The 22770-nt window shown below is 36.4% G+C and carries 26 protein-coding genes and 1 pseudogene; 1 reads left to right on the forward strand and 26 read right to left on the reverse strand.

Annotated elements, in window-relative coordinates; genetic code table 11:
• Positions 1-7 precede the first annotated feature (7 nt).
• The 18 genes and pseudogenes from plsY to OCV53_RS11065 form a co-directional block, all read right to left on the reverse strand.
• Positions 8-631, reverse strand: a complete 624-nt coding sequence (gene plsY, locus OCV53_RS10980) for a glycerol-3-phosphate 1-O-acyltransferase PlsY (protein ID WP_022374273.1) — start codon at positions 629-631, stop codon at positions 8-10.
• Positions 631-1953, reverse strand: coding sequence for a ribosome biogenesis GTPase Der (gene der / locus OCV53_RS10985; protein WP_008393643.1), 1323 nt, complete (start codon positions 1951-1953; stop codon positions 631-633). The genes plsY and der overlap by 1 nt, the downstream gene beginning before the upstream one ends.
• Positions 1954-2071: 118 nt before the next feature.
• Positions 2072-2890, reverse strand: a complete 819-nt coding sequence (gene pgeF, locus OCV53_RS10990; protein ID WP_022374272.1) for a peptidoglycan editing factor PgeF — start codon at positions 2888-2890, stop codon at positions 2072-2074.
• A complete protein-coding gene (locus OCV53_RS10995) occupies positions 2880-3227 on the reverse strand; it encodes a YraN family protein (protein WP_022374271.1) in 348 nt (115 codons plus the stop codon). Before OCV53_RS10995 ends, pgeF begins: the two co-directional genes overlap by 11 nt.
• 15 nt (positions 3228-3242) lie before the next feature.
• Positions 3243-3899 carry a ribonuclease HII gene (locus OCV53_RS11000; protein WP_022374270.1) on the reverse strand — a complete coding sequence of 219 codons (657 nt, stop codon included), beginning with the start codon at positions 3897-3899 and terminating at the stop codon, positions 3243-3245.
• A gap of 10 nt (positions 3900-3909) precedes the next feature.
• A complete protein-coding gene (lepB, locus tag OCV53_RS11005) occupies positions 3910-4431 on the reverse strand; it encodes a signal peptidase I (protein ID WP_022374269.1) in 522 nt (173 codons plus the stop codon).
• A 26-nt stretch (positions 4432-4457) separates the two neighbouring features.
• The gene (ylqF, locus tag OCV53_RS11010; RefSeq protein WP_055198292.1) at positions 4458-5315 is read right to left on the reverse strand and encodes a ribosome biogenesis GTPase YlqF; all 858 of its coding nucleotides are present in this window, start codon (positions 5313-5315) and stop codon (positions 4458-4460) included.
• Between the two features lie 24 nt (positions 5316-5339).
• Positions 5340-5885, reverse strand: a complete 546-nt coding sequence (gene lepB / locus OCV53_RS11015) for a signal peptidase I (protein ID WP_022374267.1) — start codon at positions 5883-5885, stop codon at positions 5340-5342.
• A gap of 117 nt (positions 5886-6002) precedes the next feature.
• Entirely contained in the window at positions 6003-6350 is a 348-nt protein-coding gene (gene rplS / locus OCV53_RS11020; RefSeq protein ID WP_009265055.1) for a 50S ribosomal protein L19, read from the reverse strand.
• Positions 6351-6520: 170 nt separating this feature from the next.
• Positions 6521-7360, reverse strand: coding sequence for a Cof-type HAD-IIB family hydrolase (locus OCV53_RS11025; RefSeq protein WP_055198294.1), 840 nt, complete (start codon positions 7358-7360; stop codon positions 6521-6523).
• A complete protein-coding gene (trmD, locus tag OCV53_RS11030; protein WP_022374562.1) occupies positions 7347-8066 on the reverse strand; it encodes a tRNA (guanosine(37)-N1)-methyltransferase TrmD in 720 nt (239 codons plus the stop codon). Before trmD ends, OCV53_RS11025 begins: the two co-directional genes overlap by 14 nt.
• On the reverse strand, positions 8059-8574 hold the full coding sequence (rimM, locus tag OCV53_RS11035) for a ribosome maturation factor RimM (RefSeq protein WP_022374561.1): 516 nt from the start codon (positions 8572-8574) through the stop codon (positions 8059-8061). Before rimM ends, trmD begins: the two co-directional genes overlap by 8 nt.
• A gap of 262 nt (positions 8575-8836) precedes the next feature.
• Positions 8837-9142, reverse strand: a pseudogene (locus tag OCV53_RS11040) (5-methyltetrahydropteroyltriglutamate--homocysteine methyltransferase); the annotation flags it as partial.
• A gap of 384 nt (positions 9143-9526) precedes the next feature.
• Positions 9527-10978 carry an aminoacyl-histidine dipeptidase gene (locus OCV53_RS11045; RefSeq protein WP_022375405.1) on the reverse strand — a complete coding sequence of 484 codons (1452 nt, stop codon included), beginning with the start codon at positions 10976-10978 and terminating at the stop codon, positions 9527-9529.
• 13 nt (positions 10979-10991) lie between these two features.
• The gene (locus OCV53_RS11050; RefSeq protein WP_022375406.1) at positions 10992-11336 is read right to left on the reverse strand and encodes a hypothetical protein; all 345 of its coding nucleotides are present in this window, start codon (positions 11334-11336) and stop codon (positions 10992-10994) included.
• 26 nt (positions 11337-11362) lie between these two features.
• Complete coding sequence (locus OCV53_RS11055; RefSeq protein WP_022375407.1) at positions 11363-11698, reverse strand: PqqD family protein; 336 nt, start codon at positions 11696-11698, stop codon at positions 11363-11365.
• Between the two features lie 80 nt (positions 11699-11778).
• Complete coding sequence (locus tag OCV53_RS11060) at positions 11779-13719, reverse strand: OPT family oligopeptide transporter (protein ID WP_055198296.1); 1941 nt, start codon at positions 13717-13719, stop codon at positions 11779-11781.
• 279 nt (positions 13720-13998) lie between these two features.
• The gene (locus tag OCV53_RS11065) at positions 13999-14907 is read right to left on the reverse strand and encodes a hypothetical protein (protein WP_055198298.1); all 909 of its coding nucleotides are present in this window, start codon (positions 14905-14907) and stop codon (positions 13999-14001) included.
• Positions 14908-15366: 459 nt separating this feature from the next.
• Between OCV53_RS11065 and OCV53_RS11070 the strand changes: the two genes are divergently transcribed.
• Positions 15367-16383 (forward strand): MATE family efflux transporter, encoded by a 1017-nt coding sequence (locus OCV53_RS11070; RefSeq protein ID WP_331485946.1) that lies wholly within the window; start codon positions 15367-15369, stop codon positions 16381-16383.
• Between the two features lie 307 nt (positions 16384-16690).
• On the opposite strand, the gene OCV53_RS11075 is transcribed toward OCV53_RS11070, so the two are convergent.
• From OCV53_RS11075 to OCV53_RS11110, 8 genes are all read right to left on the reverse strand, one after another.
• Positions 16691-18565, reverse strand: a complete 1875-nt coding sequence (locus OCV53_RS11075) for a glycogen/starch synthase (RefSeq protein WP_055198300.1) — start codon at positions 18563-18565, stop codon at positions 16691-16693.
• A 200-nt stretch (positions 18566-18765) separates the two neighbouring features.
• Positions 18766-18966, reverse strand: a complete 201-nt coding sequence (locus OCV53_RS11080) for a PF20097 family protein (RefSeq protein WP_022374516.1) — start codon at positions 18964-18966, stop codon at positions 18766-18768.
• A 118-nt stretch (positions 18967-19084) separates the two neighbouring features.
• The gene (locus OCV53_RS11085) at positions 19085-19681 is read right to left on the reverse strand and encodes a cytidylate kinase-like family protein (RefSeq protein WP_055198302.1); all 597 of its coding nucleotides are present in this window, start codon (positions 19679-19681) and stop codon (positions 19085-19087) included.
• Positions 19682-19697: 16 nt separating this feature from the next.
• Positions 19698-21068, reverse strand: coding sequence for an MATE family efflux transporter (locus tag OCV53_RS11090; RefSeq protein ID WP_055198304.1), 1371 nt, complete (start codon positions 21066-21068; stop codon positions 19698-19700).
• 310 nt (positions 21069-21378) lie between these two features.
• On the reverse strand, positions 21379-21543 hold the full coding sequence (locus OCV53_RS11095; protein WP_081020117.1) for an MATE family efflux transporter: 165 nt from the start codon (positions 21541-21543) through the stop codon (positions 21379-21381).
• A 144-nt stretch (positions 21544-21687) separates the two neighbouring features.
• A complete protein-coding gene (locus OCV53_RS11100) occupies positions 21688-21876 on the reverse strand; it encodes a hypothetical protein (RefSeq protein WP_022374521.1) in 189 nt (62 codons plus the stop codon).
• A 105-nt stretch (positions 21877-21981) separates the two neighbouring features.
• Positions 21982-22128 carry a hypothetical protein gene (locus OCV53_RS11105; protein ID WP_022374522.1) on the reverse strand — a complete coding sequence of 49 codons (147 nt, stop codon included), beginning with the start codon at positions 22126-22128 and terminating at the stop codon, positions 21982-21984.
• A 36-nt stretch (positions 22129-22164) separates the two neighbouring features.
• Positions 22165-22467 carry a hypothetical protein gene (locus OCV53_RS11110; protein WP_148368964.1) on the reverse strand — a complete coding sequence of 101 codons (303 nt, stop codon included), beginning with the start codon at positions 22465-22467 and terminating at the stop codon, positions 22165-22167.
• Between the last annotated feature and the right edge of the window lie 303 nt (positions 22468-22770).

The raw sequence follows: 22770 nt of genomic DNA on the forward strand, positions 1-22770 counted from the left end.
GTTCCTCCTAACGTTTTACTTTCTGACCTAATTTATTCTCAGTACCATTCATCAAACGAACAATATTTGCACGATGGCGCCAGATTGCCATGGCCGTAAAAATACATCCAACAACGACTAATTTCCAGTCTTGTGGATTGTTAAAATACAAAATAAACGGTATGATCAGTACCATGCAGATCGATCCCAATGATACATACTTTGAAATGATCGTAATGATCAAAAATACTGCTGCACAGATCAACCCAAGCTGCCAGTGAAATGCAAAAATAACTCCCCCTGTTGTTGCAATTCCTTTTCCACCTTTAAATCCAAGGTAAAACGGAAAATTATGTCCTAGTACTACTGCAAACCCTGTCAAAAGCCAAAGATAAGCTTCTCCCTCTACACCAAATGCAGGCATGATCACATATCTTGCAAGATTAACTGCCACAAGTCCTTTGGCTGCATCTCCAAGAAACGTAATGATCGCTGCTGTCTTTCCGAGGGTTCTTAATGTATTCGTTGTCCCGGAATTTCCACTTCCGTAATCTCTAATGTCGATCTTGTTTACACGCCCGACAATATATCCTGTCTGGATGCACCCAAATAAATATCCGACGATCATACACACAACAATACAAACTACCATTATCTTTCCTTCCTTTCCCTCGCAATGATATGGATTGGTGTTCCTCTGAATCCAAATGTATTACGGATCTGATTTTCAAGATATCTTGTGTATGAAAAATGCATCAATTGACGATCATTGATAAATACAACAAATGTTGGTGGTTTCACAGAAACCTGTGTAATATAGTAAAGTTTTAATCTCTTTCCTTTGTCTGATGGTGGCTGTTTCATAGCAACCGCTTCTGTAAGAATCTCGTTTAAGACTCCTGTCTGTACACGTAATGCATGGTTCTCGATAACCATATCAAGTACATCAAAGATCTTAGGAAGTCGCTGTCCAGTCTTCGCAGAAATGAAAACAAGCTCTGCATAAGACATATAAGATAGTACTTCTCTGACCTGATTTGTAAATTTGTAAATTGTCTTATCGTTCTTCTCGATCAAATCCCATTTATTGACCGCAATGATCATACCTTTTCCGCGTTCATGTGCAATTCCTGCGATCTTGGCATCCTGTTCTGTAATTCCTTCTTCTGCATCAATAACTAAGATTGCCACATCGCAACGTTCTACAGCTGCAACAGTACGGATGACACTGTAACGTTCAATATCTTCTTTCACTCTGGCCTTCTTTCGAAGTCCCGCTGTATCGATGAATACATATTCTTTTCCATTACGTTTCACTGTTGTATCGATCGCATCTCTTGTTGTTCCAGCAATATCAGAAACAATTAAACGATCTTCTCCTAATAACTTGTTGATCAGAGAAGATTTTCCTGCGTTTGGTTTTCCGATAATTGCAACTCTTGGTCTCTCATCTTCTTTCTCATCTGCATCCTGTGGATTACAATGAACAAGAACTTCATCTAACAGATCACCAAATCCAATCTTAGAATTTGCTGAAACTGGGAATGGCGTTCCAAGTCCCAGATTGTAAAATTCATAAGTATCCAGAACGAATTTCTCATAATTATCTACTTTGTTGACCGCTAAAACAATTGGTTTTCCAGATCGTCTTAACATATCTGCCACCTGATAATCGGCATCAACAAGTCCCTGTCTTACGTCTGTAAGAAAGATGATTACATCAGCTGTTTCCATCGCGATCTCTGCCTGTCCTCTCATATGACTTAATAGCAGATCACCGCTATCTGGTTCAATACCGCCTGTATCAATCAATGTAAACTGGTAGTTTAACCATGTTACATCTGCATAGATACGGTCTCTTGTTACTCCCGGTGTGTCTTTTACAATTGAAATTTTTTCTCCTGCCAGTGCATTAAACAATGTAGACTTTCCTACATTGGGTCTTCCTACAATGGCAATGATCGGCTTACTCATAATCTATATACCTCTCTAAATGTTTCAAAAACCTGTACTGTTTCTAAGTATACCTTATCTTATGAAATTCGTCCAGTGTGAAGAATTTCACAAAATAAAATACTATTTTTATATCATATTATAATACGATGAATGCTGCTAAATTCCCACGTTTTCCATGACTTGCTCTATGTGAAAACAATAAGTCCGGATTGCAGCATGTGCAGATATCTGTAATATCTAGATTCTCTGGAAGAATTCCTGCTTCTGTTAAAATGATCTCATTTGCTTTCCAAAGATCTAACTGATATTTTCCATTTCCTTTATCATCCAGAAATTCCTTTGCATCATGTCCTGTCAGTTCTTTCTTAAATTTCTCTGCAACATCCTCGCTGACTTCATAGCAGCTTCGACAAATTGATGGCCCGATCGCTGCAACGATATTTTCTTTTTTGCATCCATATTCACTTTCCAAAAATCGTACCATCTTGGCACCGATCCTTCCAACTGTTCCTCTCCATCCAGAATGTGCCAATGCTGCAACCTTTTCTACAGGATCATAAAAGAATAATGGAACACAATCTGCATATCCTGTATAAAGCGGAATTCCTGGCTCATTTGTTGCAAGACCATCCATATCTTTCATGACTTTTCCGCAGTCTTCTTTTGTTACTTTATGGATTTTTGTCTCATGGATCTGATTAGAAAACACAAGTTTTGTATGATCAAATCCAATTGCTTTCCCGATTCGCCTGAAATTTTCATCCACGGCTTCCTTTTTATCACAACGGTTATAGCTTAAATTCAGTGTTGCAAACATCCCTTCACTGACTCCACCTATCCGAGTTGAAAATCCATGTCTGACTCCTGCTTGATCTAATTTCCTAAATGTCAGATATGGAACATTTCCTTCATGTAATATCGTAGACTGATTGTCATTTGATTTCTTAAAATGCATGTTTTATCACCCTGATCTTCTTTCCTAAAATCTCTACTACATCAAAACGCATCTGCTGTTCAAAGGATAAATGATTCTTCTTTAAATAAATCATTGCACTCTTTCGAATCTTTTGCTGTTTTCTTTGATCTACAGCCTGTGCCGGATATCCTTTTTTATCATCTTTTCTGTATTTCACTTCCACAAAAACCAATGTTTGACCTTCTTTTGCTATGATATCAATCTCTCCGACTTTCGTATAGAAGTTTTGTTCAAGAATATCATATCCTTGCTGTCCTAAAAACCAGCAGGCAATCGCTTCTGCCTTTGCCCCGGTTTCTCTGTTATTCTTCTTCATATTATATAGTTCTTTTTATATGTATTTCTTTACAAATGTTCTTCTGTGAATATCGCAGATTCCCTGTTTTTTGATTCCTTCAATATGTGCTTTTGTTCCATATCCTTTATTCTTTGCAAAATCATATCCCGGATAGACTGCATCATATTCTTTCATCATTCGGTCTCTTGTAACTTTTGCAACAATACTTGCCGCTGCAATTGACGCACTTTTTGCATCACCTTTGATGATCGGTACCTGCTCGATGTCTACCTCTGGGATTGTAACTGCATCATTTAATAAAAGATCTGGTTTTACGGAAAGCTTTGAAATTGCCTGCTGCATTGCTTTATAAGTTGCCTGCAGGATATTGATCTCATCGATCACTTTCTCTGAAGACATTCCAATTCCGATCGCTACTGCTTTTTCATAAATCTCATCATATAAAAGTTCTCTTTTCTTCTCAGAAAGTTTCTTGGAATCATTCAGATATAAGATATCACAATCTTTTGGTAAAATCACTGCTGCTGCAACAACCGGACCTGCAAATGGTCCTCTTCCAACTTCATCAATTCCGCAGATGGACTGACGATCCGCATATTCTCTCTCGAAAGAAAACATTTTATACATTCTTTCTTTTTCAAGTCTTAACTTTTCTAATTTTCTGGCTTCTCGCTCTTCTTTCTTTGTCATAAAATCCTTCCTATGGGCGGATCACTCCTGCACTCTTCCAAGGATAGAATCTAAAGACGACCCTTCCTGTAATCTCTGCCCTCTTTACTGTACCAACCTCTTTGTATCTGCTGTCATTGCTGTTATCTCTGTTATCCCCTAGAACAAAATATTCATCTGATTTAAGATGCAGTTCTGACTTCAACTCACATGGATCCGTTGTATGATCCTTAGAATAATCTTTCACTTCTTTATTGTTCACATAAACTTTTCCTTTTGCGATCTTCACAGTTTCTCCTGGAAGTGCGATCACTCGTTTCACAAAAAACTGATCCCCGCCTTCTGGACCAGGAAATACGATAATTTCGTATCTTTTAGGATTACGAAAACGATATGTCAGCTTATCTAACAACACTTGATCTTGGTCATGCAGCTGCAGCTCCATTGAATGCCCGCTTACTTTTGTTCTCTCTCCCACATATGTGATCATCAAAAAAGCAAATGCGATTGTGATCAGAATAGTTACCAGTAATCTTATTATACTTTTAAACATTGTTTTACCTGCCCCATAAGAGACTTTTATGCCTCTTTTATTTCCTCTGGAATTTCCAAAGAAATCTTTCCTAATTTCCCATTTCTGAATTCTTCTAGCAGAATCTTGGATGCTTTTTCGTAATCTAATTCATTTCCTTTCATCTTACAATTACGATTCATTGCAACCTGCTCTAAAATCTTCACTTTGTCTTCGCTTTCATCTACCTGATAACGATCTGCTAAAATTCCTTTATAATGACTTTTCAGATATTCGATCAGTTCAATTGCCATTTCATCTTGATTTAAAATCTCATCTCTGATAGACCCGATCAATGCAAGACGTAATCCAACCTGCTGATCTTCAAATTTAGGCCACAAAATCCCTGGTGTGTCTAATAATTCAATATTTTTATTTAACTTGATCCATTGTTTTCCTTTTGTAACACCTGGTTTATTTCCTGTCTTTGTACAGGCTTTTCCAACCAGACTATTAATAAAGGTTGACTTCCCAACGTTTGGAATTCCTGCGATCATTGCTCTGATCGGACGATTTTTAATTCCTCGTTTTCTGTCTCTTTCTAATTTTTCTTTGCACGCATCCATGACGATCGCCTGTGTCCCTTTGACACCTTTTCCGGATCTTGCATTTGTCCTTGCTACATAAAATCCTTTTTCTTTAAAATATTCTTCCCATTGTGCAGTCACTCGTTCATCCGCCATATCTGTCTTATTTAATAAGATCAGTCTTGATTTATTCGCTGCTAACTGGTCAATATCAGGGTTCCTGCTGCTTAGTGGAATTCTTGCATCCACAAGCTCGATCATGATATCGATCAGTTTCATATTTTCCTGCATCATACGTTTTGCTTTGGTCATATGACCTGGGTACCACTGAAAATCCATTTTTCTATCTCCTTCCCTCTGTTATCACTGCCAGTATTTGATACCGACTTTTCCAACAATATTTGATCTTTTTATATTTCCAACACTTGCACTTCTGGAGTCCTCACTATTATTGTAGTTATCTCCTACGACAAAGTACTGTTCGCTCTTTAATGTAATTTCTTCTGATGCAAGTCCTGCGGATAAAATCTTTTGACTGGAATATGCTTTTGTTTTCTTTCCATTTACATAAATTCGTCCATTCTTGATCTGAACTTTTTCTCCAGGAAGTCCAACAACTCGTTTTACATAATAATTTCCATTCTTATCATCTGCCTTAAATACGATCACATCATATCTACTTGGTCCTTTGATCTGATAGATCAAACGATTTACCAGATGCTTTTCACCTTTTTTGATCGATGGTGACATTGAATCTCCCTGAATCGTAAAACTGAAACATACGAATCGCACGATCAAAAATGCAAGTAACACAACACCTACAAATTTAAGTGCATATTGAATAATAATTTCTCTTTGCTGACGTTGTTTCTTACGCATCTGATAGGTCATTGTATATCCTTTCCTCATAGAGAACTCCTTTCCTTATATAATTTCTCTGTGTGATATTATATAGCAAAATCCTATATAATAAAACAGGGATAAGCTTATACAGCCTATCCCTCTCTTTTGATAATCTCTGTCTGATTATACTCTTTCTTTTACTTTTGCTGCTTTACCAACACGATCACGTAAGTAGTATAATTTAGCACGTCTTACTTTACCACGTCTTACTACTTCAATCTTTTCGATGATTGGAGAATGTACTGGCCATGTTTTTTCAACACCAACACCACTTGCCTGTTTTCTTACAGTAAATGTTTCGCGTGCTCCACCATTCTGTCTTTTGATGACTGTTCCTTCGAAAACCTGGATTCTTTCACGGTTTCCTTCTTTTACTTTCGCGTGAACTCTTACAGTGTCTCCTGTTTTGAATTCAGCAACTTCTCTTAACTGTGCATCTTCGATGCTTTTAATAATATCCTGTGCGCTCATTGTTGTTCCTCCTTGAACGTTTTTAGATGTTCTTAATACCAAATGTAACAGAGGACCATCCATATTTATAACAACTTGAACATATTATCATATTTTTTTGTATGCTGCAAGCCTTTTTTTGTATTTTTTTCAATTCAGATATCTTTATATGCTTGCTCTATATATTAGTATTAAATTAATACAAATTTCTCCATCGCCTTGGCAACACCATTTTCCTCATTCGTTACCGTAATATAATCTGCAATCTCTTTTATTTCATCGATTCCATTTTCCATGGCTACAGAAAATCCTGAGCATTCTAATAATTCCCTGTCATTATCTGCATCTCCACAGCCCATGACCTCTTCCCTTTTAATTCCAAGACTCTTAGCCAAATGAAGAAGCCCATCTCCTTTATTACATCCTTTTTTGGAGATTTCAATGTTCTTTGGAAGAGAACTTGAATACTGGATATCATCAAATCTTTCTAATGCTTTCCAGACCTTTGCTCTTTCTTCCTTTGTACGAAATAATAAAGTTATTTTCTCTACTGTTTCCGTCTTGTCATGTTCTTTTAAAAAATCTTCCAGATCATTGATCAGTTTTCTTGAATTATGAATGATCGCTTTCGTATTAGAATCTAATTGATAATAATCAACATTTTCCATGTCTTTTCTCGCAGCATATGATTGTCCATTCATACTGTAACTTTGCATTACATCAAATTGTTTTAGAAAATCCATTAATTCCAAAATCCTTTTTTGCTCAAACTGATTTTTATAAAGAACTTTCTTTTCTTTTAAATCATAGATTGTCGCCCCATTACTGAAAATCCCATAACGGATTTCTTCCATATCTTTTAATTCTTGTGGAAGTGCATTGACCGCTCGTCCTGTTGCAGGTGCAAAAACAACACCTTGACTAACCGCACGTCGGATGACATTCTGTGTATATTGTGTGATCTTACGTTCTCTATTTAAAAGGGTTCCATCCATATCAACCGCAACAAGTCTGATCTTACTTGTTCCCATTGTTTTCTTCCATCTCCTTCTCATATGCTTCCCAAAGATCTGGTCTTCTCTCTTTGGTTCGTTTCACTGACTGTTCATGTCTCCATTTGCGGATATTCTCATGATGCCCTGAGAGAAGGACTTCTGGTACTTCTTTATCTAAGAATACAGGTGGTCTTGTGTACTGCGGATATTCAAGCAATCCATTTTCAAAGGATTCATCCCCTGCGGAATCATCATTATGTAAGACTCCTGGAACCAGTCTTGAAATCGAATCAATCATAACCATTGCTGGAAGTTCACCTCCAGTCAATACATAATCCCCAATAGATACATAATCTGTAACGATCTCTTCTAAAACTCTCTCATCGATTCCTTCATAATGTCCACATAAAAAGACCAATTCTTCTTCCTTTGCAAGTTCTTTTGCCATCTCCTGATGAAACGTTGTTCCCTGCGGAGTCAAATAAACGACTCTTGGCTTTTTCTTCATGTTTTTTGTAAGATCTTTATACGCACGATAAACCGGCTCCGGCTGCATCACAAGTCCAGCTCCACCTCCATATGGATAATCATCTACTTTCATATGCTTATTGGTAGAATAATCACGGATATTAACCGCATTGATCTCAAGAAGTCCTGCATCGATCGCTCTGCCGATAATACTTGTATTAAGCCCATCCATTACCATCTTTGGAAACAATGTTAATATATGAAATCTATTCATCTAATAATCCTTTCATCACATGAACTGTAATCTCGCCTTTTTGAAGATCTACTTTCTTGATACATTCTCTGATCGCCGGAAGCAAAATTTCTTTCCCATCTTCCATTTTCACTTCATAGACATCATTTGCACCCGTCTGTAAAACATCTGTTAATTTTCCAAGAACTTCTCCATTATCCTCTCTGATCACAGAAAGGCCGATCAGATCTGCAATAAAGTATTCATCTTTACCAAGAGGCACTGCCTGATCTCTTGTAACAAACAGTCCTTTTCTCTTATACATCTCTACTTCATTAATATTTGTAAATTCTTTAAATTTTAAAACTGGCTGATTCTTTACGAATTTACATGATACTACATGTAATAATTTTCTTTCTTTTCCTGTATCTAAATATACTTCTTTTAATTTCTTAAATCGTTTGATATCATCTGTCATCGGAAATACTTTGACTTCCCCTGCGATACCATGTGTGTTCGCGATCGCTCCTACTTGTAAGAATTCTTCCATAAGTTTAATTCCTTTCATTTATTTTCTTCTTATTTATTGTATAGAAAGGTTTGGGAAAACTCAACTAGTTTTTAAATTTTAATTTACGTAATCGAAACCACTACCGGATGTGTATGGAGAACAGTATTTACTGTAAATTAGTTTTTTCATGACAGAAGATATGAAGTTTGAATGTATCTCAAACATCTCATCAAATCGGTGTTCTTAAGTTCCTTTGATCTTCTGTTAACGAATACAAAAGCCTACCGTCGCAAATTAGAATTTATCCCCACACTTCTTCTGCGATTTCTTTTACAAGTTTAAGTTTCGCCCACTGCTGTTCTTCTGTCAGTTTATTTCCGATCTCGCATGACGCGAATCCGCACTGTGGGCTTAAATATAGGCGGTCAAGTGGTACATATTTTGCTGCTTCATGAATTCTTGCGATCACTTTTTCTTTGTCTTCTAGTTCTGGTGTTTTTGTAGTCACTAGTCCTAAAACTACTTTCTTATCTCCGCTTACTTTCGCAAGTGGCGCAAATCCTCCTGATCTCTTATCATCATATTCCAGATAATATGCATTGACTGATTATCTCTGTGCGTATCAACTCTTACATAATCGATCCTGGTTCCAATGTCCATTCTTAATCACCTGATACGTCGGTAAATTTTCTAATCTTGTGAATTGTCCACACGATTGACTTCAGGTATATGATAAAAAATAAATAAACGATCGGAAGAGCAGCATTAGAATTTTGCCACGTTTTTTGCGGATTCGAAGCTGGCTTGGTGCGATGTTTGAGCCTCAAAGAATTCAAATTTGAATACCCTTGAAAGCGAGTTTCGCAAGGAAAGCCAGCGAATCAGCGATCTGCAAAAACGTGAGTAAAATTCTCTAGCTACTCTTCCGATCGTTTATTTATTTTTATCATATACTCGAAATCTACAGTTGGCCAATTACAAAATTTAAAATTTATTTCAATGCCGCCAATGTCTTAACAACCAGTTCCCATGTACGTTCCGTAGATGAAATACTCAATACTTCATTTGTCGTATGAATATGTTCCATCTGAGGACCAAAGGATACCGCATCAAGTCCTGGTAATTTTGAAGCAAAGATTCCACATTCCAGTCCTGCATGAATTCCTTCAACCACAGGTTCTTCTCCATTGTATAAATCTTTGTATGCCTCAACCATAACTTCGCGTAGTCTGGAATCTGCTTTATACTCCCATCCTGGATATGGTCCTACGATTTCTATCTCTCCACCTAATGTTTCAGACAGAGATGTCAATTGAGCGATCAGATACTGTTTCTCTGTTTCACTGGAACTTCTAACTGCAAATGTCATCTGTACTTCAGAATCTTTCGTTGTTAAAATCCCCATATTTAGTGATGTCTGTACCAATCCTTCAATCTCTGGATTCATTCTCTGAACACCATTTGGCATATGAACCATTGCAGTCACTACTGCAAATGTTGTATCTTCTGTAAATGTCTCTACGTCAGCAGTTTCTTTTACATTTACTGTTAATCTTGCACCAGGATCTGTCACTTTATATTCTTCTTTGATCTGTGCAAATGTATTTTCAATGATCTGTTTTGCTTCTTCTACTTCTTCTGGCAGTACTGCAACAGATGCTTCGCTGAATTTCGCGATCGCATTGTCTTTTTCTCCACCATTTACTGAAACAAGCTGCATTTCAACCTCATTGAACAAACTTAACAACACTCTTGCCATTGCACAGTTTGCATTCATACGTCCTTTGATGATCTCAACTCCAGAATGTCCACCTGTAAATCCATCCATTTTAATCTCGATGACTGATGCATTGACTGTTTCTGTCTCATATGGAATCTTGCAGATCACAGATGCTCCACCTGCACAGCTGACTGTGAATACGCCCTCATCTTCAGAGTCCATATTCATAAATAAACGTCCTTTCAGATCAGAAACATCAATGGTTGCTGCTCCTAACATACCGATTTCTTCATTGACTGTGAAAATCGCTTCAATCGGTGGATGTGCCATTTCTTCATCATCTAATACGGCAAGTGTGTATGCAACGGCAATTCCATCATCTCCACCTAAGGAAGTTCCTTTGGCTAAAATATAATCTCCATCAATTTCTAAGTCTAATCCTTCTTTTTCCATATCTTTGTCGCAGTCTGATTCTTTCACTGCTACCATATCCATATGTCCCTGAAGGATGACTGGATCAGAATCTTCATACCCTTTTGATCCATCTTTCCAGATGATCACATTTAAATCTTCATCCTGTCTGTATTTTAATCCATGTGCTTTCGCAAAATCTACCAGATAATCACTGATCTGCTGTAAATTTCTTGACCCATGAGGGATTGCACAAATCTCCTCAAAATATTGAAATACTTTGTTTGGCTGTAATTCTCCTAATACTGACATCTCTATGTCCTCCTTATTTTTTATGCATTTTATAACGACTACCCTCTTTTTCAAGCTGGTTCGTCTTCAGCATATATTCTACAAGTTTTTTTGCATAGTCTCTCTTATCCTTTACAACCGCTCTATTTCTTGAAAATGGCTGTTTTGCTTCGAGACCTTCGCAAATTTGTTCCACTTGTGAAATTGTAATGTATTCATTTTGTTTTAAATACTTTTTTATTTTATCCTGTCCTTTGCTAAAAAGCAAATTCATCAGGTCATTTGTCTGATTCTTTTGTTTAACGATTCCCCATCCATATAGGATCATCGTCGCTATGGCAAATAAAACAATACCTATGATCGCTGTTGATAATTTCATTTTAAATTCCTTTTACCTAATAAGGTTTATTCTTCAAAAATAATGTATTTGTTTCTTTCTAAAATTGCAAAATATTGTGACAATCTCTCGTATAATTGTGTCGCTGCACCTTCATGAGCGCTTTCAAGTTCTTTCCCTATCTCGTAAATACTTTTCTTTCCATCGATCTTCTGCCACACAAAACTTCCATATTCATCTAATTTGATGAAACTATATCGTGGCCTTTTAAACAATTTCTGTGCGATTGTATTATAGAATCCCTTATTTTCTACAGTGATTTCTACAATTCCATCTTCTAATACTTCCCATTTCATATCATTGATCTTCGGGATATGATCAATATAATTCTTCTTATCTTTCATCAATTCACCTTTTTATTTAGAAAGCACTACTGCGTGATCGCAGCAGTGCTTTCTTCTCACTGAAATACATATTTATTTTATTATTTTTCTGCATCTACTTCAATCGTCTTTTTATTTCTTGTGAAGTAGAATAGTGTAGCAAGTAATACTATAAACGCTACTAAACCAACCCAGTTGCCAGTCGTTTCAAAAGCTCCTCCATATACGGAAGAAAGATCGATCTTATCCGCAACATTAAATACTGCTAATACAGCAAGAAGGATACCAACGATACCTTCTCCTGCGATCATACCTGCCGCATAAAGGACACCTCTGTCTGATCCATCTTTTCTCGCTTTATCACTGTCGTATTTTTTCTTATTGTCAACAAACCAACGAATAACTCCACCAACCATGATTGGTGCACTTAAGTAAATTGGTAAATAAAGACCAATAGAGAATGCTAATACTGGAATTCCAAGGATCTCAACAACAATGGCGATAAATGCTCCCATGAAGATCAATACCCATGGTAATGTACCACCCATAACACCTTCAACAACCATCTTCATCAAAGTTGCCTGTGGTGCAGGAATCTGGTCAGAACCGAATCCCCATGCTGCATTCAGAAGATACATAACTCCTCCAATCGCAAATGCTGCCACAATAGCACCGATCAATTCACCGATCTGCTGTAATCTAGGTGTCGCACCTACGATATAACCTGTCTTTAAATCCTGTGAAGTATCACCAGCCATAGCTGCAATGATACAAATAACTGTACCAATGGAAATTGCTGATACCATACCTGTTGCTCCTGTATTACCAGTTGCTTTTAAGATAAATGTTGTTACGATCAGTGTTGCGATCGCCATACCTGATACTGGGTTATTGCTACTTCCTACAATACCAACCATTCTGGATGATACAGTTGCAAAGAAGAAACCAAAGACAACAATCATCAATGCTCCTAAGAGGCTTACTGGAATCTCTGGTAATAACCAGATTAAAGCTGCAATGATCAATACTCCTCCAAGAACAACTTTCATAGATAAATCCTGCTGCGTTCTTAGCTGACTATCACCTGTCTTACCAAATCCTTTCATGGCATGTCCAAATGTCTTAACCATAGTAGGGAATGTCTTGATCAAACTGATCAGTCCACCTGCTGCTACAGCACCTGCACCGATATATCTGACATAATTACTCCAGATCTGAGAAGCAGATAACTGATTAAAAGCTAGTGTCTTTCCTGCTTCATCAACAACCTTTGATACAGAATCTCCACCAAAATAAGCGATTGCAGGAATTAACACAAGATATGATAACACACCACCTGCGAAAATATAACTTGATACCTGTGCTCCACAGATATAACCTACACCTGCTAACGCTGGAAGGACATCCATACCAACAGAGGTTGTATAATTTCCCTGCATTGAGAATTGAACTTCACTAGGGAAAAGTTTTAAACCATCTGCAATAAATTTATAAACTGCTGCAATTCCAAGTCCTGCAAATACAACTTTTGATTTGCTTCCACCCTGTTCTCCAGCTAAAAGTACTTCTGCACAAGCTGTTCCTTCAGGATAAGGAAGTGTTCCATGTTCTTCTACGATCAGGGCTGTACGAAGAGGTACCATAAAAAGTACTCCTAAAATACCACCGCAAAGAGCGATCAATGCAATAGATACGAAAGATGGAGCACTCACTCCACTTCCTTTTTCTGATGCCCAGATAAAAATAGCAGGAATTGTAAAAATTGCTCCTGCCGCTAATGATTCACCTGCTGAACCAATTGTCTGTACCATGTTATTCTCAAGAATGGAATCTTTCTTTAAGATCATTCGGATCACACCCATAGAAATAACTGCCGCTGGAATAGAGGCTGATACAGTCATACCAACTCTTAATCCTAAATAAGCGTTGGCACCACCAAATATAACCGCTAGGATCATACCAAGAATTACTGATGTAACTGTAAATTCGGGTAACACTTTATCTGCGGGAATAAATGGCTTAAAGTCATTTTTCTTTTCCATTTTTCTCTCCTATTTTCAATATATATTTCACTGTATCTTTCTATTATACTAAATTGTTGAAGAAAATGGAACCCCTTATTTTTTTAAGATTCCAACCCGTCATTCAACACATCTTACGTTTTCCCTGATTTCATCCAATAAGTCACTTGCTCCACTTCCCAATAAAAACCACAATTCCATCAAACATTTCATATTATCTGTCTGAGAAAACCTTAATTCTTATCTGATACCATTCTCCATACACACCACATTAAATTGGCCAACTCCACAACTTAAAATTTAAAATAAATCCAGCATATTATCCAAATATACTTCTTCCCTCACATGAATCTGATATTCTGGCTTTACCATATAATAAAGCAGAAACTCCAATACTAAAGCACTTCCAAGGCTTCGTCCTTCTATTTTGAAATTAGAGAACCCCATTGGCAAGTAAGTATTTTTAATATCATCAACACTTATAAATCCTGGATTTTTCATTGCTTTTGAAAAGCGGTATCCTTGATCAGCTTCTGGTGCTTGGCAGATATGTTCTGAAATATTTTCTCCTAAATTTTTCCTGCTGACTGTTTCGTAGCACTGCTTTCTTTCCTTACATCCATACCAACAGCATTCATTGCATAAGAATTCTACCTTATCTTTTTCCACGTTTGATAATTTTTTCAATTGATCAAATGCTTTATTCAAGCGAAAATCTGGTACAACGTATTTAAAATCTTCTTTCTTTACCTCATTTAAAAATTCTTCAAAGTTTGTTAAAACTTTTGTCGTTGAAGAAACAAAATATAAGCCTTTGTAATATTTTTTTATATAGTCAAGTAATAAATCAGAATAGATGATCACACCATTTCTTTTTTGCCCTGTTTCTTCAAATAATTTACATAATTCATTACATTTCCTATCCGACAGATGTTCTTCTCTTAACAAACTATTGCTAAACGTTAGTCGTGCCGAGATTCCATATTCTTTCATTAATTCTAAAGCTTCTTCTGGATTATCCGAACCAAAGCCAGCACGACCTCCTCCCCAGATACAATCCGCCGGAGATCCATAGATAGAGCTGATTTCACACCATTCATAAAAATATTCTCTATGTTTTCTATATAATGGAAGAAATACGCAATACAGCTCATAAAATTCAAATAGTCCTGGCAGATGATAGTATGCTTTTTTATTTAACTTTTCCATATAGTGATACTCTCCAATTTCTTACTTATCTTTCTATTTATTAATATGCCAAAGATTATGAAACATCTCTAACTATACTATTCTGGCCTTCTGGTTATGCATTGCCTGAACACGCATTTCCCATTCAAACGTCTCCATTGGTTCTGCTTTCGTATTCGCTGTTGGAACTATGACCAGATCCGCACCTTTGCTTTGTCACAGTATTGCAGACTTTTGTCAAGATTTTTTTGTATGTCTGTTTTCATGTTCATTTGTACTAGTGCAAGTTTCATTTTCCTCTCCTTCAAAATCTTTGTTGTTTCTCCTATTATATCAGTTCTTAATCAAATCTAACACTCTGATCTTTGAGATTATCATCAAAACATGATACAATAGCCTACAGTGTAAAATTTACATAAGAGCGGAGAATTATTACAATGGAAAAAGACCTTACTACTGGAAATATCACACCACATTTATATTGTTTTTTCTCTTGTATTGTCTATTCTTTGCATCTTATTTGCTTACCCAATCCTGACCTTAATGCAGGTGGATTTCGTGATCATTCCTATGACAAAACTTTATTTAAGGATTATTTTTTCTGGGCTTATCTTTACATTTATGTATAATTGCTTTGCAAGTACGCTTCGTGCTCTTGGAGACAGCAAGTCTCCTCTTTATTTTTTGATCATCAGTTCTGTTGTCAATGTATTTGGAGATCTTATTTTTGTGCTTATTTTTCATATGGGAAGTGAGGGATGTGCGATTTCTACTGTATTAAGTGAAGCAATTTCCTGTATTCTTTGTATCATTTATATTCAAAAGGAAGTCCCAATCCTGCGACTTGGCAAGAAATGGCTCATCTTTGATCCATCTCTTTTAAAACAGACGATTGCTTACGGATGGGCTTCTGCGATGCAGCAAGCAACCGTACAGCTTGGTAAGTTGGGTGTGCAATCTATTGTAAACTCAATGGGTGTCTTTGTGTCCGCTGCCTTTGCAGCTGTAAACCGTATCGATGATTTTGCCTATATGCCACAGCAAAATATTGCTCATGCGATGACAGCTTTGATGGCACAAAATAAAGGTGCAAAAAAGACCGATCGTATTAAGGCTGCTTTTCGTTGTGGAATGAAGATTGAACTTTTTTATGGAATTTTTATCTTTTTTGTATGCTTCTTTTTGGCTCACCCATTGATGCAGCTTTTTTCAAATGATCCTGTCGTGTGCAAACATGGTGTGACTTATTTGAAACTAATCTCTTTGATGTATCTGTTCCCTGCAGTTACAAATGGAGTTCAGGGATATTTTCGCGGAATCGGAGATCTTAAGATTACTTTGATCAGTAGTTTTGTGAATATGTCGGTTCGTGTGATATTTGCGGCTGTTCTTGTGTTTCATTTTTCCTTGCAGATCGAAGCATTGCCATTTTCTTATCTTGCCGGGTGGATTGGAATGCTTTTAGCAGAGGTGCCGTTGCTTTTGAGGAAATTTTAATTTGCGTGATCGAAACCACTACCGAACACGTGTGGAGAATGTTATTGGCTATAAATTAGGAATTTCTCAGACAGAGGATTGAAGCTTTGAATGTATTTTAAACATCTCGTCAAATCGGTGTTCTTAAAGTCCTTTCATCTTCCGTCAACGAATACAAAACTTATCAGCCAACATCGTTTAACATACACACTGTGTAGTGATTTGAATAGCGTTCCATTGTATGAGTCAAAAAGAAGATAAGAAGAAATATTTATCTTCTTATCTTCTTTCTGACTCATATATGCAACACTACCTACAAATGAGAATTTTATCTTGGTGTCAGCTCCAAATACATATTCTTATACTGCCATGCACTTGTCTCCCAAGATACATCTTTATTCATATCGCGAATGACCATATCATCCCAGTTTGCTCGATTTTCAAAGTAGCAGGTCTTTGCTCTGTTGATCGTATCATAGAGCAGACCGCCTTCATATCTATCAAATGTAAAGCCATTTCCCGTATTATCAAACATGTTATATGGCTGAACGGTATCTCTAAGTCCTCCTGTTTCTCTTACGATTGGAATCGCACCGTATCTCATAGCGATCAGCTGTGTCAGTCCGCATGGTTCGAATCTTGATGGAACTAAGAGGGCATCACATCCTGAGTAAACGTTGTGAGCTACATTCTCATTGTAGGCGATATAAGCACAGAAGCTTCCCTTGTATTGATTCTCATAAGAACGGAATGCATCTTCATACCAGGAATCACCTGTACCAAGGACAACGACCTGTGTATTTCCATCCATGACACCTGGAATTACATCATTTACAAGATCCAGTCCTTTCTGGTTTGTCAGACGAGAAATCAGTCCGATCACCATTTTATTTTCGTCTACTTCTAAACCTAAAGATTCCTGCAGTGCTTTCTTATTGATCTTTTTATTTTCGATTGCATTGCTTGCATCATAATTGGCTTTTAACAGTTTGTCTGTGGATGGATTCCAGATATTAACGTCAATACCATTTACAATTCCTCTGATCTTATTTTGATGATATCTTAGGTGCTCTGCAAGTCCTTCTCCGTATTCTTCTGTCTGAATCTCTCCTGCATATGTATTACTTACAGTTGTAAGTCTATTGCAGTATGTGATTCCTCCTTTTAACATATTCGCATCTAACCAGTTTTGAGTCAGGCAGTCTTTGTTAAATACATAGTCCGGAAGTCCTGACCAGTATTGGATCATCTTTCTATCATAAATACCTTGGAATTTGAGGTTATGTATCGTAAGTACTGCACTTGCACGTCCTACATTTGTATCGGCAAAACATGTTCTTAGATACAATGGCACCAAAGCTGCCTGCCAGTCATGGCAATGTACAACATCTGGAACCCAATCCAGATAATTAAGTGCCGCCAATGCTGCCTTGGAAAAATAACAAAACTTTGGAATATCATCGATCAGATTTGTATATGGATTACCCCAGGAGAAAAATTCATCATTGTCGATAAAATCATAAACAACGCCGTCTTCCTGATATTCCATAATACCAACATAGTATTGTTTTCCATCAGAGCAAAGGTTCATATAAAAAGAGCCTTTATACTCCATCTTTTCTTGATATTCCCAAGGAATACATTTGTATCTTGGAAGAATAACCTTCACATCAACATTTAATTTTGCAAGACTCTTTGGCAATGCAGACATGACATCTCCAAGTCCTCCTGTTTTTACAAATGGATAGCATTCTGAGCCAATGAAAACGACACTTCTTCTTGGTCCAAGATCTACATATTCCTTTGGTTGCTCCTGTTCTACAGGTGCTTCTTGTTTAGCAACTACTTCTTGCTCAACTGGAACAGTTTCTTTTTTAGTATCTTCTTTTTTTGCAGTGGAAACAGCTTTCTTTTTCTTAGCTGCCTTTTTTTCTGTTGAAGCAGCCGCTTTTTTCTCTTCCGCATCTTTTACTGTCGGAATATCTGCTTTTTTCTCTTCCGTCTTCTTAACTGTTGGAACTATCTGTTTTTCTTCCGTTTTCTTTACTGCTTTAACAGCTGTAGTTTTTTCATCCGTATTTTCTACTGTTGAAATAGTAGTCTTTTCTGTATCCGTATTTTTCGCTGTTGCTGTAACAGCTTTTTTCGTTCTAGTCTTTGCATTCGCTCTTGTCTTGCTTTTTGTTCTGCTTTTTCTGCTCATATTTGCCTCCAATCTGCAAAATAAGTCCTACACTTTGTAATAAATCTGATGATATTCTCATCTATATTTTTATTATATCACAAAAATAACGGCACTGTATATCACTTTAGTAATATACAATGCCTCATCATCACATTTCTATTATCTATGCAAATTCCCAATTTTGTGAAACTGCATTTGCAACCCTCTTGTGAAAAATTTTATTCTTCCTGCTGATTATAATCAATGATAATCTTCTTACAATCCCCACATCGATAAGCAACGCTTTCATATTCCAATGGTTGATCTGCAAACCATCCAGAGCTAACTGCTAATACTCTCTTTTTTCTATTCCATCCAAGACCATGCTTTGACTGAATATATCCTTTTTCCATTTCTTTGTTACAATATGGACACTTCATCCTCATCCCCTCCATTTCATTGTAACATATCAAAGTTTCTTTTAATCTTTCGATTAATTACTTATATTTTACCACAACTTTCTACCTGTCGCTATTTTTTCCATAAATAATTCCTTTTTCAAATGCAAATATCCATACAATCCATGATCATCTTCTTACACCTTGCATATCCCAACTGTGAACTGTTTAATGACAATGTATAATTCTTAGCCATTCCCCATTTTTGTTCCGTATAGAAATTATAATTTGTCCTTCGTCTTTTATCTGTATCCTTTATCAGTTTCACTGCCCCATCTTCCGTAACATCATATAACTTACAGATACGTTTGATCTTCTCTGGCATATCTCCATATATAAATACATTCAGCACATCTTCTCTATCTTTCAATATAAAATCTGCATTTCTTCCAATCAAAACACAAGGCTCTTTTTCTGCGATTTCCAGGATTACTTTTCTCTGTGCCTCATACAACATATCATCCACGGATTTTCCTGTAATATCACGACCTGAAAATGCATAGGCAAAAAATCCTCTTTTGGGTGATAATTCTGCATTTTCTTCGATATATTCTGGTGATAATCCAGATTGTTGTGCAATCTGATCTATGATATTTTCACTGTAATAAGCAATTCCAAGCTGTTTTGCCACTTCTTCTCCAATAAAACGGCCGCCACTTCCAAATTCTCTGCTGATTGTAATGATTCTTTTTTCCATAATATCTTCCTCCTTCTTAATGTGTTAACCGGTCCACTTTTGTTTTTCTTATCTTCTTTAAAAAGATAAATCCGATCAGACATGCTGCAAGTTCTGTAATTGGGAATGCCCACCAGATTAAAGATACTCCTGCCTGGTCATTTCTTACAAAGATTGAAAAGATTCCTGCCAGGGGTAATATGACCACAAGTTGCCTAAGCAGTGAAATAATTAATGATTCCATACCACCATCCAATGCTTGGTATATTCCCTGATATGCCACATTAATCCCAGCAAAAATAAAACTGATCGAGATAATTCTCATTGCACCAATAAAATATTCTCTGGAACTTCCCGCGTTAAATAACGTTGCAAAAAAGCCTGGAAAACCTTCTGTGATCAAAATTCCGAAGATCATTAATACAATTGTATACATCAAACCATATTTGATTCCATCTTTTATCCTCTTTTTACTTCCCATCCCATAAGCAAATGCTATGATTGGTGTAATCGCATCCCTTAATCCAAATGCTAAGAATAAGACAAACTGCTGTACTTTATAGAACAATCCGTAGGCTGTCTGGGCAGAAGGACTGAATTTTAAAATAAGATTCATTACATATACCATAATTGACATCAATGCCTGTGCAATGATCGCTGGAAGTCCAATCGCATATATTTCTTTGATAATTCCAACATCTGGCTTCATATACTTTGCTCCATGTTCAAATTCTTTGTTTAATTTTATATGAAAGATAAACAATAACACTGCGGATGCTACCTGTCCGATGACCGTTGCATAAGCTGCGCCTTGAACTCCCATTTCTGGAACTGGACCAATTCCATAAATCATGATCGGATCAAGAATGATATTTACCACTGCACCCACAACCTGACCGATCGTTGAATAGAAGGATCGGCCTGTTGCCTGTAATAACTTTTCAAATAGTGAAAAGAATATAATCCCCACAGAAATTACACCACATATTCTAAGGTAACTTGTTCCCATAGAAATTACTTGTGGATCAACAGTCTGGGATGAAATATATGCTTCTACTCCCAAAATTCCAAATAATAAACAGATCACATAAATGATCACGCCCAAAAACAGACTATTTCCAGCAACCTTGGCTGCCTTTTTATGATTTCCCTGTCCAAGCGTCCTTGCAAGAAGTGCATTCGTTCCTACGCCCGTTCCGATTCCTACCGCAACCATCAGCATCTGAACTGGAAATACCAGTGTCAAGGCATTTAAAGCTGCCTCGCTTCCTACTCTCATATTCCCTACAAAGGCACTGTCTACAATATTGTAAACTGCCTGCAATGCCATCGATAAGATCATTGGAATTCCCATCTTGATCATGAGTTTATTGACTGGCATGTCCTTCATCTTGTTACTTTCTGCCATTTTTATTTTTTCCTCCTTTTTCTACATAAAAAAAGTGTGTAGTTTATCAGAATAAGCTGGACTTACGCTGATTCGCTACACACTTTTTAATGACATTTTATGATTTTAAAAATAGAAAAAACGAGTGGCAAAAACTGGATTTACGCTTGTTTGCTACTCGTTTGGTTTTTATTATATTTTGATTTTTTGAAAAAGTCAAATGAAAAAATATATTATTTTAATTTCCGATAATATATATAAAACATAGGCCCTGTCGTACAAACAGCCATTGTATCTACAATCGGTTCTGCCAGATAAACACCCATTGCCGCTAGTCCACTGCATAAATGATCGTATCATTACTTGCACCAAACAACTGTAAAATATTTTTTCCAAAAAGCAACATGATCACTGTTAATATGACTGATAATACAATCAACATCCATGTACAACTTCCCATCACTTTTTCTGCCCCTTCAATATGTCTAATGAACATCTTGTCTACCAGATTGTATAAAATATTGATAAAAAAATATTAGAGCTAGATAAAGGAATCTACAAAAAACATTCTGAAAAAAATAAAATTATTCCTTCAGCTTACGTGTTGATCATTAAATCCCCGCAATTTATTAATTAATATTTAATGCACATTATCATAATTACAAATCTGGATTGCCGCACCATTTTCCATAAGAGAAAATCCATGTTTTTGGTAAAATGGTACATTATTTTTATCTTCTGGCATTTCTGTATCGTCTAAAACTCTTGTTAATCCATATTCCAGAGGGCACCTTATGTCTTCTTCTAATTTCTTTTGATATTTCGCCATATAAAAATCCCCTTCTAACTATTCTTTTGCTTTATTATAGCTTGAAGGTGATGATTTTAAAGTTACTATTAAATTTATTAGTGATTCTTTGACTAGATTTCTTTCTTAATAAGTAAAATCTTCTTTATCTGGTATTGCACTTCCATAATATAATTGCCCGATCTGTCCATTCTTTAAAACTTTCATAATATAGCTGACAGATTCATTTTGTAGATGAAATTCCTGTGCTTTCTCATGATAAAAAATGTTCATAAACTTTCTCCTTATTTTTCCTTTTTATTTTAAGACTTATGCCTCATGAATCACATTTAATTCTTTTGTCATGTTGTCTAAATAATCACCTTTTAATTTATATGCTTTTGCATAGATCAAGTAACTGATCACTGCAAAGATCATTGGAATAACGATCATAATGATACGGATTCCATTTAATGTTGCTGCTGACTGCTGTGGAAGAGATGCATTGTATCCAACCATTGCAAACATTTTTTCTCTTCCAAGCTTCTTTACAATCTGCATGCAAAGATTATATGCAAGTAATAAACCAACGTTACTTACTGAACGATGATACTTTTGAAGGATATAATTCAAACCAAACAACCTTTTAACGATTTTATAATTTGCTTTTATAAGGCTTTCAGAGCGTATAGCCGTATACCAGCTTGCATTGTCAGGGATTAGGATAAACTTTTGATATTTTGCACATCGCTTTTTCCCAGCATACACATATTTGCCAGAAACCACCTCCTACTGTTCCAAGGAGTCCTGGTCTCTGATTTTTTGACTTTCCGGACAAAAAAATAAACCTGCTGTCATCTGCAGATCTCTCCACTGACAACAACAGTTTTTCCCTGATGCATTTATTTACTTTACCCTCCGTTCAATACCATCGGT

It is taken from the genome of Anaerostipes amylophilus (assembly GCF_025567365.1).
GTDB classification, from domain to species: Bacteria; Bacillota; Clostridia; order Lachnospirales; family Lachnospiraceae; genus Anaerostipes; species Anaerostipes amylophilus.

Excerpts from the sequence above, each read along its gene's own strand:
- plsY (WP_022374273.1), bottom strand. The coding sequence starts at position 631 with ATGGTAGTTTGTATTGTTGTGTGTATGATCGTCGGATATTTATTTGGG.
- der (WP_008393643.1), bottom strand. The coding sequence starts at position 1,953 with ATGAGTAAGCCGATCATTGCCATTGTAGGAAGACCCAATGTAGGAAAG.
- pgeF (WP_022374272.1), bottom strand. The coding sequence starts at position 2,890 with ATGCATTTTAAGAAATCAAATGACAATCAGTCTACGATATTACATGAA.
- OCV53_RS10995 (WP_022374271.1), bottom strand. The coding sequence starts at position 3,227 with ATGAAGAAGAATAACAGAGAAACCGGGGCAAAGGCAGAAGCGATTGCC.
- OCV53_RS11000 (WP_022374270.1), bottom strand. The coding sequence starts at position 3,899 with ATGACAAAGAAAGAAGAGCGAGAAGCCAGAAAATTAGAAAAGTTAAGA.
- lepB (WP_022374269.1), bottom strand. The coding sequence starts at position 4,431 with ATGTTTAAAAGTATAATAAGATTACTGGTAACTATTCTGATCACAATC.
- ylqF (WP_055198292.1), bottom strand. The coding sequence starts at position 5,315 with ATGGATTTTCAGTGGTACCCAGGTCATATGACCAAAGCAAAACGTATG.
- lepB (WP_022374267.1), bottom strand. The coding sequence starts at position 5,885 with ATGAGGAAAGGATATACAATGACCTATCAGATGCGTAAGAAACAACGT.
- rplS (WP_009265055.1), bottom strand. The coding sequence starts at position 6,350 with ATGAGCGCACAGGATATTATTAAAAGCATCGAAGATGCACAGTTAAGA.
- OCV53_RS11025 (WP_055198294.1), bottom strand. The coding sequence starts at position 7,360 with ATGGGAACAAGTAAGATCAGACTTGTTGCGGTTGATATGGATGGAACC.
- trmD (WP_022374562.1), bottom strand. The coding sequence starts at position 8,066 with ATGAATAGATTTCATATATTAACATTGTTTCCAAAGATGGTAATGGAT.
- rimM (WP_022374561.1), bottom strand. The coding sequence starts at position 8,574 with ATGGAAGAATTCTTACAAGTAGGAGCGATCGCGAACACACATGGTATC.
- OCV53_RS11045 (WP_022375405.1), bottom strand. The coding sequence starts at position 10,978 with ATGTCAGTATTAGGAGAATTACAGCCAAACAAAGTATTTCAATATTTT.
- OCV53_RS11050 (WP_022375406.1), bottom strand. The coding sequence starts at position 11,336 with ATGAAATTATCAACAGCGATCATAGGTATTGTTTTATTTGCCATAGCG.
- OCV53_RS11055 (WP_022375407.1), bottom strand. The coding sequence starts at position 11,698 with ATGAAAGATAAGAAGAATTATATTGATCATATCCCGAAGATCAATGAT.
- OCV53_RS11060 (WP_055198296.1), bottom strand. The coding sequence starts at position 13,719 with ATGGAAAAGAAAAATGACTTTAAGCCATTTATTCCCGCAGATAAAGTG.
- OCV53_RS11065 (WP_055198298.1), bottom strand. The coding sequence starts at position 14,907 with ATGGAAAAGTTAAATAAAAAAGCATACTATCATCTGCCAGGACTATTT.
- OCV53_RS11075 (WP_055198300.1), bottom strand. The coding sequence starts at position 18,565 with ATGAGCAGAAAAAGCAGAACAAAAAGCAAGACAAGAGCGAATGCAAAG.
- OCV53_RS11080 (WP_022374516.1), bottom strand. The coding sequence starts at position 18,966 with ATGAAGTGTCCATATTGTAACAAAGAAATGGAAAAAGGATATATTCAG.
- OCV53_RS11085 (WP_055198302.1), bottom strand. The coding sequence starts at position 19,681 with ATGGAAAAAAGAATCATTACAATCAGCAGAGAATTTGGAAGTGGCGGC.
- OCV53_RS11090 (WP_055198304.1), bottom strand. The coding sequence starts at position 21,068 with ATGGCAGAAAGTAACAAGATGAAGGACATGCCAGTCAATAAACTCATG.
- OCV53_RS11095 (WP_081020117.1), bottom strand. The coding sequence starts at position 21,543 with ATGTTCATTAGACATATTGAAGGGGCAGAAAAAGTGATGGGAAGTTGT.
- OCV53_RS11100 (WP_022374521.1), bottom strand. The coding sequence starts at position 21,876 with ATGGCGAAATATCAAAAGAAATTAGAAGAAGACATAAGGTGCCCTCTG.
- OCV53_RS11105 (WP_022374522.1), bottom strand. The coding sequence starts at position 22,128 with ATGAACATTTTTTATCATGAGAAAGCACAGGAATTTCATCTACAAAAT.